The 14,005-nt window shown below is 61.1% G+C and carries 14 protein-coding genes; 9 read left to right on the top strand and 5 right to left on the bottom strand.

Annotation, left to right across the window (positions count from 1 at the left end; translation table 11 throughout):
* Positions 1-99 precede the first annotated feature (99 nt).
* The gene (locus M5C71_RS20975) at positions 100-1,005 is read left to right on the top strand and encodes a LysR family transcriptional regulator (protein ID WP_248768648.1); all 906 of its coding nucleotides are present in this window, start codon (positions 100-102) and stop codon (positions 1,003-1,005) included.
* A gap of 18 nt (positions 1,006-1,023) precedes the next feature.
* Here the strand turns inward: M5C71_RS20975 and M5C71_RS20970 are convergent, their stop codons facing one another.
* Positions 1,024-1,773, bottom strand: coding sequence for a glucose 1-dehydrogenase (locus M5C71_RS20970; RefSeq protein ID WP_177104057.1), 750 nt, complete (start codon positions 1,771-1,773; stop codon positions 1,024-1,026).
* 253 nt (positions 1,774-2,026) lie between these two features.
* Between M5C71_RS20970 and M5C71_RS20965 the strand changes: the two genes are divergently transcribed.
* The 4 genes from M5C71_RS20965 (at position 2,027) to M5C71_RS20950 (ending at position 6,643) form a co-directional block, all read left to right on the top strand.
* Positions 2,027-2,842 carry an alpha/beta fold hydrolase gene (locus tag M5C71_RS20965; RefSeq protein ID WP_248768647.1) on the top strand — a complete coding sequence of 272 codons (816 nt, stop codon included), beginning with the start codon at positions 2,027-2,029 and terminating at the stop codon, positions 2,840-2,842.
* A gap of 36 nt (positions 2,843-2,878) precedes the next feature.
* Entirely contained in the window at positions 2,879-3,784 is a 906-nt protein-coding gene (locus M5C71_RS20960; protein ID WP_248768646.1) for a LysR family transcriptional regulator, read from the top strand.
* Between the two features lie 126 nt (positions 3,785-3,910).
* A complete protein-coding gene (locus M5C71_RS20955; protein ID WP_248768645.1) occupies positions 3,911-4,540 on the top strand; it encodes a glutathione S-transferase in 630 nt (209 codons plus the stop codon).
* A gap of 57 nt (positions 4,541-4,597) precedes the next feature.
* On the top strand, positions 4,598-6,643 hold the full coding sequence (locus M5C71_RS20950; protein WP_248768644.1) for a pyridoxamine 5'-phosphate oxidase family protein: 2,046 nt from the start codon (positions 4,598-4,600) through the stop codon (positions 6,641-6,643).
* Between the two features lie 6 nt (positions 6,644-6,649).
* On the opposite strand, the gene M5C71_RS20945 is transcribed toward M5C71_RS20950, so the two are convergent.
* On the bottom strand, positions 6,650-8,152 hold the full coding sequence (locus M5C71_RS20945; protein ID WP_248768643.1) for an aldehyde dehydrogenase family protein: 1,503 nt from the start codon (positions 8,150-8,152) through the stop codon (positions 6,650-6,652).
* A gap of 94 nt (positions 8,153-8,246) precedes the next feature.
* On the bottom strand, positions 8,247-8,870 hold the full coding sequence (locus M5C71_RS20940; RefSeq protein WP_248768642.1) for a LysE family translocator: 624 nt from the start codon (positions 8,868-8,870) through the stop codon (positions 8,247-8,249).
* A 144-nt stretch (positions 8,871-9,014) separates the two neighbouring features.
* Here M5C71_RS20940 and M5C71_RS20935 point away from each other — a divergent pair, with 144 nt between their 5' ends.
* The gene (locus M5C71_RS20935; RefSeq protein ID WP_178129708.1) at positions 9,015-9,488 is read left to right on the top strand and encodes an Lrp/AsnC family transcriptional regulator; all 474 of its coding nucleotides are present in this window, start codon (positions 9,015-9,017) and stop codon (positions 9,486-9,488) included.
* A gap of 1 nt (position 9,489) precedes the next feature.
* Here M5C71_RS20935 and lpdA read toward each other — a convergent pair whose 3' ends face one another.
* On the bottom strand, positions 9,490-10,890 hold the full coding sequence (gene lpdA / locus M5C71_RS20930) for a dihydrolipoyl dehydrogenase (protein WP_248768641.1): 1,401 nt from the start codon (positions 10,888-10,890) through the stop codon (positions 9,490-9,492).
* A 132-nt stretch (positions 10,891-11,022) separates the two neighbouring features.
* On the bottom strand, positions 11,023-11,331 hold the full coding sequence (locus tag M5C71_RS20925) for a hypothetical protein (protein ID WP_248768640.1): 309 nt from the start codon (positions 11,329-11,331) through the stop codon (positions 11,023-11,025).
* A gap of 681 nt (positions 11,332-12,012) precedes the next feature.
* Here M5C71_RS20925 and M5C71_RS20920 point away from each other — a divergent pair.
* The 3 genes from M5C71_RS20920 to M5C71_RS20910 all read left to right on the top strand — a co-directional run bounded on the left by M5C71_RS20920 (position 12,013) and on the right by M5C71_RS20910 (position 13,962).
* Positions 12,013-12,264: a hypothetical protein gene (locus M5C71_RS20920; RefSeq protein WP_152736593.1), complete on the top strand. Its 252-nt coding sequence runs from the start codon at positions 12,013-12,015 to the stop codon at positions 12,262-12,264.
* 70 nt (positions 12,265-12,334) lie between these two features.
* Entirely contained in the window at positions 12,335-13,180 is an 846-nt protein-coding gene (locus tag M5C71_RS20915) for a DUF692 domain-containing protein (protein WP_103497146.1), read from the top strand.
* On the top strand, positions 13,171-13,962 hold the full coding sequence (locus M5C71_RS20910) for a DNA-binding domain-containing protein (protein ID WP_177104074.1): 792 nt from the start codon (positions 13,171-13,173) through the stop codon (positions 13,960-13,962). The genes M5C71_RS20915 and M5C71_RS20910 overlap by 10 nt, the downstream gene beginning before the upstream one ends.
* Positions 13,963-14,005 lie beyond the last annotated feature (43 nt).

Below are 14,005 nucleotides of genomic sequence, written 5' to 3'. Positions count from 1 at the left end.
TCTTCCGAGGTCTGACGGCCGACAGAAAAATTTTGCACGCTCCCAGGCAATACCGGCAGACTGCTCGAAGTGACGTGAATCATTCCGAGGAAGAATAAGATGGATCGGTTGGCTGCGATGGAAACCTTCGTCTACGTCGTGGAGACAGGGTCCTTTTCCGCGGCAGGCAGACGTCTGAACGTCGGACAGCCTGCTGTTTCAAAAAGCATCGCGCAGCTTGAAGAGCACCTGGGGGTTCGCTTGCTGACCCGTTCGACGCGAGGGTTATCTCCGACCGAGGCCGGCACGCTCTTTTTTGAACGGGCGAAGAGGGTCATCGAGGAGGCCAACGAAGCTGAATTCGCCGCGCGCGGGGCGGGTGCCGGATTGACCGGGACATTACGCATTTCCACGACAGTGACCTTTTCCAGATTGCATATTCTTCCCCATTTGGGGGGATTCCTGGAGATGCACCCTCTGCTTGACCTTGACGTGCTGCTTGACGATCGATCGGTGAACCTTGTTGAAGAGGGGATCGATATCGCCTTGCGCATGGGCAACCTCAGCGATTCGAGTTTGACGGCCAGAAGGATTGCCCGATGCCGACGGTTGGTAATGGCTACGCCCGGTTATTTCAAACGACGCGGTGTGCCCGAGTCGCCCGCGGATTTGGCGGACCATGAAGCGGTGATCTATTCCCTGGGCGGAGGGGGGGCATCGTGGTTATTCAAAAAAGGCACGACCGAGGAGTCAGTTACCCTCAACGGCCGTGTACGAGTCACCGCTGCCGAGGGTATTCGGACAACGGTATTGTCAGGCTACGGCCTGACACTCTCCTCTGAGTGGATGTTCGCCCCTGAGCTGGCCAGCGGAGAGGTCGTGCCCGTTCTTCAGGACTGGGAGCTTCCCGAAATGGACCTTTGGGCCATCTTCCCGACCGGGCGCATGGCAAGTGCCAAGGCCCGTGCGTTTGTGGCCTATGTAGAACAGTTGATGGGAAACGTCACCTCAGTGGCAGTCATCTGATCCAGGGCGATGCCGGTCTCAGACTTGAGCCATGCCACCGTCGACGCACAGGTCAATGCCCGCAACGAAACTGCTGTCGTCCGAGGCCAGGAACAGCGCGGCTGAAGCAATTTCTTCCGGGCGGCCAAGGCGCCCCAGCGGAACGGCTTTGGCGAACGATGCTTTCAACTGATCGACCTGCTCCTGGGTGGACGCCTGGCTTTCCATGATCGGCGTATCAACCGGGCCCGGGCTCAGGCTGTTGACCCGAATGCCACGGTCTTGCAGCTCCAGTGTCCAGGTCCGTGCGAACGAGCGGACGGCCGCTTTGGTCGCGCTGTAGGTGCCGTAGCCGGGAATGCCTTTGGTGGCGGCGATTGAAGCGGTCAGAATGATCGAGCCGCCATCACGTATCAAGGGAAGTGCTTTTTGTACGGTGAACAACAGGCCCTTGACGTTGATATCGAACGTCCCGTCATAGTGTTCGACGCTGACGTCATTGAGGTAGGTGGGGTCCACGATGCCCGAGTTGGCGACGAGCACGTCAATGCCGCCTTTCTCGCGTTCAACGACCTCGTAGAGTCGGTTTAAATCTTCGGAGCTGGAGACGTCGCCCTGCACGGCTGTCACGTTGCGACCGATCAATGCGACGGCCTTGTCCAATTCGGCTTGGCGCCGGCCGGTGATAAAGACATAAGCACCTTCTTCAACGAAACGCTGGGCGGTCGCAAGACCGATGCCGCTGCTGCCACCGGTGATAACTGCAATCTTGCCTTGAAGCTTGTTCATGGTAATGCCCTCAGGAAGGTAGAACTGAGGGAGTGCCCAGGGTGGCCACTCGCCTCGTGGTGAGGGCCCAAGTGTCTGCTCCATGATTTAAACCGGGAACGCCGGTCACTGGCATAAAACCTATGCCGAATATGAATGAGCCCCCATACCTCTGGACATTTGAACGCGTGCGGGCAACGCTGTCCGATCTCTTGATTCCGAGTGCGAGGGGCCTGGGCACTCGTTGTTTCATCCATTAGCGAAGGGGAACTCAATGCCGTTTGTGACGATCGATGGACAATCACTCCATTTCCTCGACCAGGGCGTGGGCGACGTGGTGGTGCTGGGCTCCAGCTACCTGTGGGACAGCGGCATGTGGGCACCGCAGATCGCGGCACTCTCGCAACACTACCGAGTGATAGTGCCGGAGCTCTGGGGCCATGGGCAGTCCGGACAGCTGCCGGAGAACACTCGTAGCCTCGACGATCTGGCGAATCAGGTGCTGGCCTTGCTGGATCACTTGGAAGTTCAGCGTTTCACCCTGGTCGGCCTGTCGGTCGGCGGCATGTGGGGCGCGCGCCTGGCCCTGGCAGCGCCCGAGCGCGTCCGTGGCCTGGTGTTGATGGATACCTATGCCGGCGAAGAACCTGCACCGACCCAGCAATATTATTTCTCGATGCTGAAGATGATCGAGGACGCCGGCAGTATTCCGCCGCCTTTGCTCGATGCAATCACGCCGATTTTCTTCAGGGCGGGTATCGATCCGCAACTGCCGTACTACCAGGCGTTTCGTACCTCCCTGACGACTTATTCGAGCGAGCGCTTGCGTGACAGCGTCGTCCCGCTGGGACGGCTGATCTTCGGTCGTGATGATCGCCTGGCCGCGCTGGCGGGCCTGGATGCCGCAAGCACCCTGGTGATGTGCGGCGAGCAGGACAAGCCACGGCCACCGAGCGAGGCTCGGGAGATGGCCGAGTTGATCGGTTGCCAGTACATCGGGATACCGGAGGCCGGGCATATCTCCAGCATCGAAAACCCGACATTTGTGAACGATGCGCTGTTGGCATTCCTATCCGAGCTGCCTGCATAGTCAGCGCGATCCTCCGGAGTAGCGAGTAGCCAACCCATGGACAGATTCCAGGAAATGCAGGTGTTTATTGCCGTCGCCCAGGAGCAAGGCTTCGCGGCGGCGGCGCGACGACTGAGTCTCTCGGCACCAAGCGTTACCCGGGCGGTGGCGGCGCTGGAAAAACGCATCGGCGCCCAGTTGCTCGTGCGTACCACGCGCAACGTGCACCTGACCGAACCCGGGCAGCGTTATCTGGAAGACTGCCGACGCATCCTCGCCGCCATGGAGGAAGCCGAGGCCTCGGCCGCCGACAGTCACGCCCGTCCCAGCGGCCAACTGACCATGACCGCGCCGGTGCTGTTCGGCGAGTTGTATGTCACGCCGGTGATGGTGCGTTACCTGGAGCAGTATCCGGCGGTGGATATCAACGCGCTGCTGCTGGACCGCGTGGTACCCATGGTCGAGGATGGGATCGATGTCGCGGTGCGGATTGGCGAGTTGCCCGACAGCGGTTACCACGCCATCAGGGTAGGGCAGGTCCGCCGGGTGGTCTGCGCTTCACCGGCCTATCTGGACAAACAGGGCCGTCCCCGACATCCGGACGAGTTGCGCCAGGCGCAGATCGTCATGGCCGCCTCGGCTTCGCAGGTCAGGAGCTGGCAATTCCTCGAAGGCGACAAACCCTTGAGCATCCGTCTGGAACCGCGATTGGCAATGACCGCGAATCGGGCGGCGATCCACGCGGCCTGCCTGGGCCTTGGCCTGACCCGGGTGCTGTCTTATCAAGTCGCCGACAAGCTGGCGGCCGGTGAGCTGGAAATCGTACTGGAAGATTTCGAGTTTCCGCCGCTGCCAATCCATGTGGTGTATCAAGGGGGCCGCACGGTCTCCGTACGGGTGCGCAGTTTTGTTGATTTCGTGGTCGCGGCCTTGCGTGAACATCCAAACCTGAGAGGCGGATGAGTATTTCAGTTTTTGAAAGAATGGATTGCCGTTTCTGGTGATTCTGTTGTTTTCGCTGAAGGAGCAAGATCACTCCATCAGCGCGAACCATCCCGGGTTGCGCTTCCGCCCCCGTGGAGTCCCGCCATGTCCCAGACCCCCATCAAGCTCTACAACTTTTCCCGCTCCGGCCACGCCCATCGCGCCGAACTGATGTTGTCCCTGCTCGGCCTGCCGGTGGAACTGATTCATGTGGACTTGCCCAGCGGTGCCCATAAGACCCCGGAATACCTGGCCCTGAATGCCTTCGGCCAGGTGCCGGTCATCGATGATCAAGGCCTGGTCCTCGCCGACTCAGCGGCGATTCTGGTGTACCTGGCACTCAAGTATGGGCAAGGCCACTGGCTGCCCACCGACCCGGTTGGCGCCGCCCATGTGCAACGCTGGCTGTCGGTAGCGGCGGGGCCGATTGCCTTCGGTCCGGCTCGGGCCCGGTTGATCACGGTCTTCGGTGCACCCTTTGACGCCGAGGACGCGATCAGCCGTTCCCATGCCTTGCTCAAGGTCGTCGAGCATGAACTGAACCAGTCGTCCTATCTGGTGGGTGACACACCGACCATCGCCGATGTCGCCGGCTACAGCTATATCGCCCATGCTCCGGAAGGCAATGTCTCGCTGGCGGACTACCCCAATGTACGGGCCTGGTTGGCGCGGATCGAAGCCTTGCCGGGCTTTGTGCCGATGCCGCGTACCGTCGCCGGATTGCAGACCGCCTGAGATCGATGAAACCTCCCGGCCACTTCGGCCGGGAGGGTTTCCTGTGGAGAAGTCGCGATGAATACACCCAGCGCATCACCCTGGCACGTCGGTGAACTGCAGATGCAGACCCAGGTCGGTGTCGCCGAACGGATGGCTGAACTCGGTCCGAGGGTGATCCGTGACTACATGCCGGACCAGCATCGTGACTTTTATCGCCAGTTGCCGTTCCTGCTGTTCGGTACTGTCGACGATCAGGGCAATCCCTGGGCCAGCCTGTTTGAGGGCGAGCCGGGCTTTGCCTTTTCTCCCGATCCCAGGTTGTTGCAGGTGACGAGTTTTCCACAGGTTGCGGACCCCACCTATTCAGCCCTGCGAGCCGGCGCGGCCATCGGCTTGCTGGGAATGGAGCTGCATACCCGGCGACGCAACCGTATCAATGGGCGTGTGGCGGCGCTGACTGGAAAAACCCTGAGCGTGTCTGTGGAACATGCCTTCGGTAACTGTCCGCAGTACATCCAGTTGCGTCAGTTCGAACGGGTGCCCGCGCCGGACCCGGCCACGCAAGTGGTTCATCGCTCGCAAGGCCTGGACGCCGAGGCCGTGGCAATGATCCATGCCGCCGATACGTTCTTTGTCGCCAGTTATGTGGATATCGACGGCGCTCGCTCGGTGGATGTCTCCCATCGCGGCGGGCAAAGCGGCTTTGTCCGGGTCGAGGGCGACTGCCTGACCATCCCGGACTTCGCCGGTAACCTGCACTTCAACACCTTGGGCAATCTGCTGATCAATCCCCATGCGGGCCTGTTGTTTATCGATTTCAATACGGGTGACCTGCTGCAGCTCAGTGGGCGCACCGAAGTTATCCTCGACGGACCGCTGGTGAAAGCCTTTCAAGGCGCCGAGCGTTTGTGGACGTTCCACGTGGAACATTGTGTGCGGCGTCCGGCGGCTTCGACCTTGCGCTGGAAGTTCGAAGGCTTTTCACCCAACAGCCTGATGACCGGCAATTGGGATCAGGCGGCTGCGCGCTTGCAAGCCGAAGCGCTGGGCAACGCTTGGCGGCCTTTGCGGATCAGCCGGATTGTCGATGAAAGCAGCAACATTCGTTCGCTGTACCTGGAACCGACGGACGGGGCGGGGTTGCCGGTGTTTCAGGCCGGGCAGCATCTGCCGCTGCGTTTCGATCTGGGCGGGCAGACGCAGATTCGTACCTACAGTCTGTCGGGCGCTCCTTCGGATGCGTTCTGCCGAATCAGCGTCAAACGCGACGGGCGGGTGTCGTCCCATGTGCATGACCAGCTCAAGGTCGGTGATGTGCTTGAGGCGCGCGCGCCGCAGGGCCATTTCACTGTGGCGACCCATGAGCAGCGTCCGCTGGTATTACTGGCGGCGGGGGTGGGGATTACACCTCTGTTATCGATGTTGCGGGAGGTGGTGTATCAGGGCAAGCGTACCCGGCGGATGCGGCCCACGGTTTTGTTCCACAGTGCCCGGTCGTTGGCGGAGCTGCCGTTTCGGGCCGAGCTGGATGAACTGATGGAACGTGCGGGCGATACGGTTCAGGTGGTGCGTCTGCTGAGTCAACCGGAGCCTGAGGCAGTGCCGGGTGAGGATTTCCATCTGCAAGGCCGACTGGATGTCGAGGTGTTGAAGGCCGTGCTGATGGTCGACGACTATGATTCGGTGGATTTTGTCCTGTGCGGCCCGGGTGGTTTTACCCAGGGGCTGTACGATCAACTGCGGGATATGGATATCCGCGATGAGCGTATTCATGCGGAGACTTTTGGCCCGTCGACATTGCGCCGTCGCCAGGATCCGGGGGTAGCGCAAATCGAGCAGCCGCCGGCGGCTACGCAGTCGGTGCCGGTGGTGTTCTATCGTTCGGGCAAGGAGGCGCGTTGGCGACCGGAAGGTGAGAGCCTGCTGGTCTTGGCGGAAAGCCGTGGCTTGCAGCCGGAGTTCAGTTGCCGGGGCGGGTCCTGTGGAACCTGTAGCACGCGCTTGATCAGCGGGCAGGTACATTATCCACAGCCGCCCGCGCAGTTGCCGGGCGAGGGGCAGGTGCTGATTTGTTGCGCGATTCCGGCGCAAAGCACGGAACCGCTGGTGTTGGATCTGTAACGGCTTTCAGCGTCGCAGGCTGGTATCGATCTGGCTCATCCGACTGCGCAAGGTAAACACTCCATCCCCGGAGAGGATCGCCCCACGGGCAAACAAGCGCCCGTTCTCCCAGTTCGAAAGCCCCAGTTCCGGCTTGTTCAGCGCGTACTGGCCATCGACCCAGCGAGTGAAGCCATCGCCGACAAAGGGGGCGTTGATGCTGTTGTAGAAGTAATCGTGGGCGCCACGGTCGGCGCTGATCAGCGATACGGTGAACTGCGGGCTGTAGCGATTGAACAGGGCAACCGCCTGATCCAGGTCGTCGACGATTTTCAGGCTGACTTCCGGCGTCTCTTCCCACTCCCATTCGCGGCCCAGTTGGTCTTCGGGCAACGACTCGGTTTGTGCTTCTTCCTCATACCCTTCGGCACGCTGGACCTGCACCCGCGCGTGCAACCACTCGGCCGGCAGCACGCTTTCATCACCGCTGACGATATGCAGCTTGCAGCGCTGGCCGCGTGCTTCGCCGGCAGCCTTCAGCGCCTCAAGGAACAACGGCACCAGCTCGGCTGCGCGCTGGCGATGAATCACACAGACATTAAGCGTGTTGCAGACCTTGCGATCCAGGGAGTTGCGCACCACTTCGGCAAAGCGCTTGGCGTCCGCGTCCTGATGGGCCACCAGCCAGGCGCCGCCGGTGCCGTGCAGACTGACCACAGTGCCGGCCTGCTGGGCGATTCCGCCAAGCTGCTTTACGGCATGGCCCGAACCCCGGGCCACCGCCAGGGACAGGCGGCGGTCGGCGAACATCGCCCAGCCTGCTGCCCGATCGCTGCTTTCCACCAGGGACACCGCACCCGCCGGCAAACCGGCTTCGTGCAGCGCCGGATTGAGTGCATGGCGAACAATCGCCTGGGCCGTGCCGAGGGCGTCGCTGCCGATCCGCAGCACGGCGGTATTACCCGTACGCAGAACGCCGGCAGCATCGGCAAACACATTCGGCCGACCTTCAAAGACAAATGCCACCACGCCCAGGGGCGCGACGACTTGCTCAACCTTCCAACCCTCATGTTCCACGGACTCACGGACCCGACCGCGAATCAGCGGCGCATCACGCCAGGCCCGTAGCCCGGCAATCATGTCGCGACGCATGGCCTCGCTTGCCAGCAGACGGGTGGTGGAGCGCCCACGGGCCTTGGCCTGGGCGATATCGGCCTGGTTCGCGGCCTCGATCAATGCCCAGGAAGCCGGTGCTTCCAGATGTTGGGCAAACAGGTCGAAGAACTGGCTGATGGCCTCGTCCGAGACTTGGGCCAGTGCGGTGAACGCGGTTTGTGCAGTGTCGATGGCCTGGGTCGCGATCTGTTGCACGGCATGGGGAATCAGCAGCAGTTCGCCGCTGGCCTGGTCCACCAGCAGATGATCGCCCGGCTGAAAACGCTCGGCCAATTCCGGCGGCACCGGGGAAACCCGGTTACCCGCGTAGAGAAATGGTGTGCCGGCGATAAGACGATCGAGCGTGCTGGTCATGGTTGGAACACTTGTCCGTGGGAGTAGGAGGCAAAATGTATAAGAAAAACGCCGTCGGCTCACCTGCTAACGGCGTTTCTTTTGCACAACGGCCTCAGGCTTGCTGGATAAACGCCAATCGGACGGCAAAACCGATCAACAGGCCGCCGAACAGCCATTGCTGCAGGCGTTGAGCCCGTGGGCTCTTATCGAGCCATTGGCCGATCCAGGCACCGGCCAGGGCGTAACAGCTATCGAATAGCAGCCCGACCGCCACCAGGGTTACGCCGAGTCCGAGGAACTGCGCGGCCACCGGGCCGGCATGAGCGTCGATAAATTGCGGCAGCAGCACCGAACAGAACAGCAACGCCTTGGGGTTCAGCAGATTGGTGAGCAGTCCTTGTTGCAGGGTGCCGCGCCAGCTCAAGGTTTGTTGGGTACCCTGGTGATCCGCGTTCAGCAACGCCAGCGACCCGGGCCGCAGCATGCGCAGGCCGATCCACAATAGATAGGCGGCACCTGCCAGGCGTACGATATCGAAGGTCCACGGCGCTGCCTTGAACAGCGCCGCGAGGCCCAGGGCCGCCAGCGCCACATGGCAGGCGCGGGCGATGCCCAGGCCGAGGGCGGTGGTCAGGGCCTGGCTGCGGCCATGGCGGGCGCCGGTTTGCAGCAGGAGGATCATGTCGGGGCCGGGAAGCAGATAAACCATCGCCAGTGCGAACAGGTAGAGGAGCATCGTGCTGTTTCTCCAAGAAGGGATAACCGGAGAAAATTCTATGTCGGAAGGCCAGGGCAGGTGCTTGCGTATTCAACCCGTGAAAGGCTTAGACTTGGTGCTTTCTGCCAATACAGTCGAAGCGGGTAGTCGGATATGCCAAAAATAAAACTCGATGCCTACGACCGTAAAATCCTCGCGGCTTTGCAACGGGACGGGCGCCTGAGCAATGTCGAATTGGCCGCCGAAATCGGCCTCTCGGCGTCACCGTGCCTGCGTCGGGTGCGCATGCTTGAAGAGGCAGGGGTGATTCGCGGCTATCAGGTGAACCTGGACCGCGATGAAGTCGGGCTGGGGTTGACGGTGTTCGTCGGGGTCAAGGTCGAGCGGCACCACGAGGCCGAAGCCGAGGCCTTTCGCCTGGCGGTCATGGCCTTGCCCCAGGTGATCTCGGCGTTCCTGGTGTCCGGCGAGTCGGACTTCCTGCTGCAAGTGGTGGTGCCCGACCTGCGGGCTTATGAACGCTTCCTCAATGGTCAACTACTGCGCCTGCCCGGTGTACGTGATATCCGCAGCAACTTCGCGATCCAGGCGGTGAAGGCGCCCGGACCGCTGCCGTTGGATCATCTGCCCGACTGACTCAGATCTGCGTGGCCAGGCCTTCGACGTTCATCGCCGCCTGGCGCAGGGCTTCCGAGCGGGTCGGGTGCGGATGGCAGGTGAGGGCGATATCTTCGGCCGAGGCGGAAAACTCCATGGCCACGCAGTATTCGCCGATCATCTCGCTGACACTCGGGCCCACCAGATGCACGCCAAGGATCTCATCGGTGTGCTCGTCGGCCAGGACCTTGGCGAAACCCTCGGTCTCGTGGTTGATCTTGGCCCGGCTATTGGCGCTGAAGGGGAATTTCCCGACCTTGTAGGCGCGGCCCTCGGCCTTGAGCTGTTCTTCGGTCTTGCCGACACTGGCCAGTTCCGGCCGGGTGTAGATCACACTGGGGATCAGCGCGTAATTGACCTCGCCGGCCTTGCCGACGATCTGCTCGATGCAGGCCATGGCCTCGTCTTCGGCCTTGTGGGCGAGCATCGGGCCGCTGGTGACGTCGCCAATCACCCAGACGCCCGCGGCTTCGGTGCGGTGGCCCTGGTTGGTCAGCATGCCGCGCTTGTCGGTGGACAGCCCCACGTTTTCCAGCCCAAGCCCTTGGGTGAAGGGGCGACGGCCGATGGCCACCAGCACGTAATCGGCCTCGATCAACTGCGCTTCGCCACCGGCCGCCGGTTCCACGCGCAACTGTACGCCGGTCGCGGAGCGGGTGGCGCTGGTGACCTTGGAGCCGAGCAGGAAGTTGATGCCTTGTTTGCTCAACGAGCGCTGCAAGGTCTTGCCGGCTTCCAGGTCGACGCCGGGGGAGATCCGGTCCAGGTATTCCACCACCGTGACCTGGCTACCGAGCCGCCGCCACACCGAGCCCAGTTCCAGGCCGATAACCCCGGCGCCGATCACCACCAGATGTTTGGGCACCTCCGGCAACGACAGCGCGCCGGTGGAGTCGAGGATGCGTTGGTTGTCGATTTCGACACCCGGCAGCGGCATCGGCTCGGAGCCGGTGGCGATCACGATATCCTTGGCCTGTAAGGTGGTTTCACTGCCGTCGGCGGCACTGACCAGCACCTTGCCAGGGCCGGCGATCCGCCCCCAGCCCTTGATCCACTCGACCTTGTTCTTGCGAAACAGGTATTCGATGCCCTGGGTCAGCCCGGCCACGCTCTGGTCTTTCTGTTTCATCATCTGCGCGAGGTTGAGGCTGGGCGTGACCTCGATCCCGAGGTTGGCGAACTCGCTGCCCACGGCCGCCTCATAGAGCTCGGACGCGTGGAGCAGGGCCTTGGACGGCATGCAGCCGACGTTCAGGCAGGTTCCGCCGAGGGTCGCGCGGCCCTCCACGCAGGCGACCTTCAAACCCAGCTGGCCGGCGCGAATGGCGGCGTTGTAGCCCCCGGGTCCGCCTCCGATGATGACGACGTCGTAGCTGCTCATGACTGTTCTCCTGGGAGACACCGCGTTGAGGAAGAAGGACAAAGGCAGGTGTCATAAAATATTATGATCATAATATTGTCCTTGTACGCAACATTGGTCAAGGCATTACCTGGAGGGCTTGCTGCCGCCGGTTCAAGCCGGATCTTCCAGAAAGGTGGTGTAGGGGTACGTCGACTCGGCGTGAAAATTGATCCTCCGGCCACGGACGGTGGTCAGTTGCGAGTCGGCCTTTATGCAGAGTGTCTGACCGCTTTTGAAGGTGAGCCGGTGAATCTGTTGATTGTCTTCGCGGCTGATCTCATGGCTGATCAAGTCCAGCAGGTTGCTCAGGCCCAGGGGCGAACCGGGTTGATTGATGGTCAGGCAACTGGAAGTCTCTGCGCTCGGAATCGTCCCCAGCGGGCGTTGAAAATAATGGTATTCACTCAAGGTGTGGCTCATGGCGGCTCCGTCGCTCAAGTGTGCGCGCCGAGTGTTGGGCATGTTATTAGTCGGCAGCGCGCACAAAGGGTGTCAAGTGTTTTAAGGGTGAGGCATATAGTTATAAGTTATCTGGCCTCGTGGCGTTGGTGAGCGTACGAGGGTCAATAAGTGTTTTGGGTATCGAGCCGTCTATTCAAGGGGTTAGGCGTGGCGCGGAACCCTTGGTGAACGCTTTTCAATACGGGAAGTTACGAATTTTTTAATGAACCGATAGAGGTATTTAAAGTCAGAAGGATGTTAGTCATTGCCAGGATACCAATCAAGTCACGCAGATGTTGAATTTTGTTACACGAGTAGCCGGTTAACCGGCGGTAATTTTTCTGGTTGTTTCGAACAGTGGGATTGCAGATAAATTAATGTCAGTGTTTTCCGTGTTGTTGGGTTAATTGATATACGGGTTACACTGTTCGGGTAATGCTTTAATTATTACTTGTTAGGGAATTTCTGTGATGTAGTAACGCAATACTTCTGCAGGTCATCCCAGGCGGGAGCGGGCGGTCGATGAGGGCGTCGAGGATTATTTTCAAAAAAAATTGCAAGGGGCTGTAACGGCTGGCGGCGACCGCTCTCTACTGCCATGTCGAGACTGAACATTCCGTTCGGACCGATACCCCCAACGCATTTTCGAGGATAAAAATCATGTCGATCAAAACCGCCGCTGCTGGTGCTGCACTCGCTCTCGCCGCCGCCACTATGTTTGCAGGTGTCGTCACCCAGGCGTCGGCTGCCGATGCCCAGGTTCACTGCTATGGTGTCAACGCCTGCAAAGGCCAGAACGACTGCAAGACCAGGGAGAACGCTTGCAAAGGTCAGGGCTCCTGCAAAGGCCACGGCTTCAAGGCCATGACCAAGTCGGCCTGTGAAAAAGCCGGTGGCAAAATCGGCGAATAAACGACGCCCGAGTGCTCCCGCAGCGGTCGGCCCCTGACGCCGCTGCGGACACTTCAGCGAGGAGTCCAGTATGTCCGTTTCCCGTCCCTGCCTGGGTTATGGCCTGGGTTTGCGCAGTCACTATCACCAGGAAATCCTCGAGCAGTTGCCCGCGGTGGACTGGTTCGAGATCGTTTCCGAGAATTACCTGGTCCAGGGCGGCAAGGCGCTGTACTACCTGGATGCTATCGCCGAGCGCTATCCGCTGGTGATGCATGGCGTGTCGCTGTCCATCGGCGGGCCCCATGAGCTGGATATGAACTACCTCAAACAACTCAAGCAGTTGGCCGGGCGGGTCAATCCCGCGTGGATTTCCGACCATCTGTGCTGGAGCCGCGGCAACGCCCATCAGTTGCATGATCTGCTGCCGCTGCCCTACACCGAAGAAAGCCTGTACTACGTCGCGGCCCGGGTCCGTCAGGTGCAGGACGTGCTGCAGCAGCCGCTGGTGCTGGAGAATGTCTCCAGTTATGTGCGAGCTGCTTCCGATGAATTTTCCGAGTGGGAGTTTCTTGAAGCCCTCAGTCGCCTGAGCGACTGCGAGCTGTTGCTGGACGTGAACAATGTCTATGTCAGCGGGCGCAATCACGGTTTCGATCCCTGGACTTTTATCCACAGCCTGCCGGCAGGCAAGATCCGCCAATTGCACCTGGCCGGGCATGAGGACTATGGCGACTACGTGATCGATACCCATGATCATCCGGTCTGCGATCCGGTCTGGGAGCTCTATCAGCGGACCCTCGAACACCTGGGACCGGTGGCGACCCTGCTGGAGCGCGACGATCATTTCCCGCCACTGGGTGAACTGGTGGACGAGCTGGACAAGGCCCGTGAGTTGGGCGCTACCGCCCTGGCCCGGAGGTCGTTATGCGCCTGAATGACTGGCAGCTGGCTTTTGAACGTTACCTGCTCGGGGAAAACGCCGTGGCCAGTGACGCCTTGGGCGCCAGCCTGATCGGCGGGCCGAGCCTGGATGTCGAAACCGGCCTGGCGATTTACCACAACGCTTACCGCGCCCGTTTGCAGGAAACCCTGCGCAGCGACTTTCCCACGGTGTGGAACTGGCTGGGTGACGAGGAGTTCGATGCGCTGACCGCAGCCTATCTGCGCGAATGCCCATCGTCCCATTACAGCCTGCGCTGGCTCGGTGCCGGCTTCGAGGCGTTTGCCCTGCGTCATCTGGTGCCGGAGCAGAGCGCGCCCCTGGCGGAACTGATTCGCCTGGAGTGGGCCTTTACCCTGGCCTTCGATGCCGTGCCGGGCGAGCCCCTGACCCTCGCGGCCATGGCCGGCCTGCCGGCCGAGGCCTGGCCGTCGTTGCAACTGGAGTTGCTGCCCAGCGTGCAATGGCTCAGTGGTCGGTTCAACAGCCTGGCGATGTGGCGGGCGGTGAAGGCCGAAACGGAGTTTCCCGACAGCCTCGAACTGGAACAACCCCAGGTCTGCCTGGTCTGGCGTGCCGACCTGGTCTGCCACTATCGCAGCCTGGAACCGGCGGAAGTTCAGGCCTTGGACGGCATGGTGAATGCCGGTTGGAGTTTCGCCGAATTGTGCGCCGAGCTGGCGGCCAGCCTGGGAGAGGGGGCGCCTTTGCAGGCGGTCAGCTGGCTCAAGCAATGGGTGAGCGACGGCCTGGTTGCTCAACGCCACAGGCTTTGACGCTGCCATTCTTCCCGTGAAACGGTGTCGGGCAAAACCCATA

Origin of the sequence: Pseudomonas sp. MWU12-2345 (genome assembly GCF_023242385.1) — a bacterium.
In the GTDB taxonomy this organism is placed as follows: Bacteria; Pseudomonadota; Gammaproteobacteria; order Pseudomonadales; family Pseudomonadaceae; genus Aquipseudomonas; species Aquipseudomonas gingeri_D.
Note: the sequence above shows the minus strand (reverse complement) of the source record. Positions and strands in the feature narration are given on the sequence as shown.

What these genes read in the sequence shown, in the direction of transcription:
- M5C71_RS20975 (WP_248768648.1), top strand. Translation starts at nt 100, where the DNA reads ATGGATCGGTTGGCTGCGATGGAAACCTTCGTCTACGTCGTGGAGACA.
- M5C71_RS20970 (WP_177104057.1), bottom strand. Translation starts at nt 1,773, where the DNA reads ATGAACAAGCTTCAAGGCAAGATTGCAGTTATCACCGGTGGCAGCAGC.
- M5C71_RS20965 (WP_248768647.1), top strand. Translation starts at nt 2,027, where the DNA reads ATGCCGTTTGTGACGATCGATGGACAATCACTCCATTTCCTCGACCAG.
- M5C71_RS20960 (WP_248768646.1), top strand. Translation starts at nt 2,879, where the DNA reads ATGGACAGATTCCAGGAAATGCAGGTGTTTATTGCCGTCGCCCAGGAG.
- M5C71_RS20955 (WP_248768645.1), top strand. Translation starts at nt 3,911, where the DNA reads ATGTCCCAGACCCCCATCAAGCTCTACAACTTTTCCCGCTCCGGCCAC.
- M5C71_RS20950 (WP_248768644.1), top strand. Translation starts at nt 4,598, where the DNA reads ATGAATACACCCAGCGCATCACCCTGGCACGTCGGTGAACTGCAGATG.
- M5C71_RS20945 (WP_248768643.1), bottom strand. Translation starts at nt 8,152, where the DNA reads ATGACCAGCACGCTCGATCGTCTTATCGCCGGCACACCATTTCTCTAC.
- M5C71_RS20940 (WP_248768642.1), bottom strand. Translation starts at nt 8,870, where the DNA reads ATGCTCCTCTACCTGTTCGCACTGGCGATGGTTTATCTGCTTCCCGGC.
- lpdA (WP_248768641.1), bottom strand. Translation starts at nt 10,890, where the DNA reads ATGAGCAGCTACGACGTCGTCATCATCGGAGGCGGACCCGGGGGCTAC.
- M5C71_RS20925 (WP_248768640.1), bottom strand. Translation starts at nt 11,331, where the DNA reads ATGAGCCACACCTTGAGTGAATACCATTATTTTCAACGCCCGCTGGGG.
- M5C71_RS20920 (WP_152736593.1), top strand. Translation starts at nt 12,013, where the DNA reads ATGTCGATCAAAACCGCCGCTGCTGGTGCTGCACTCGCTCTCGCCGCC.
- M5C71_RS20915 (WP_103497146.1), top strand. Translation starts at nt 12,335, where the DNA reads ATGTCCGTTTCCCGTCCCTGCCTGGGTTATGGCCTGGGTTTGCGCAGT.
- M5C71_RS20910 (WP_177104074.1), top strand. Translation starts at nt 13,171, where the DNA reads ATGCGCCTGAATGACTGGCAGCTGGCTTTTGAACGTTACCTGCTCGGG.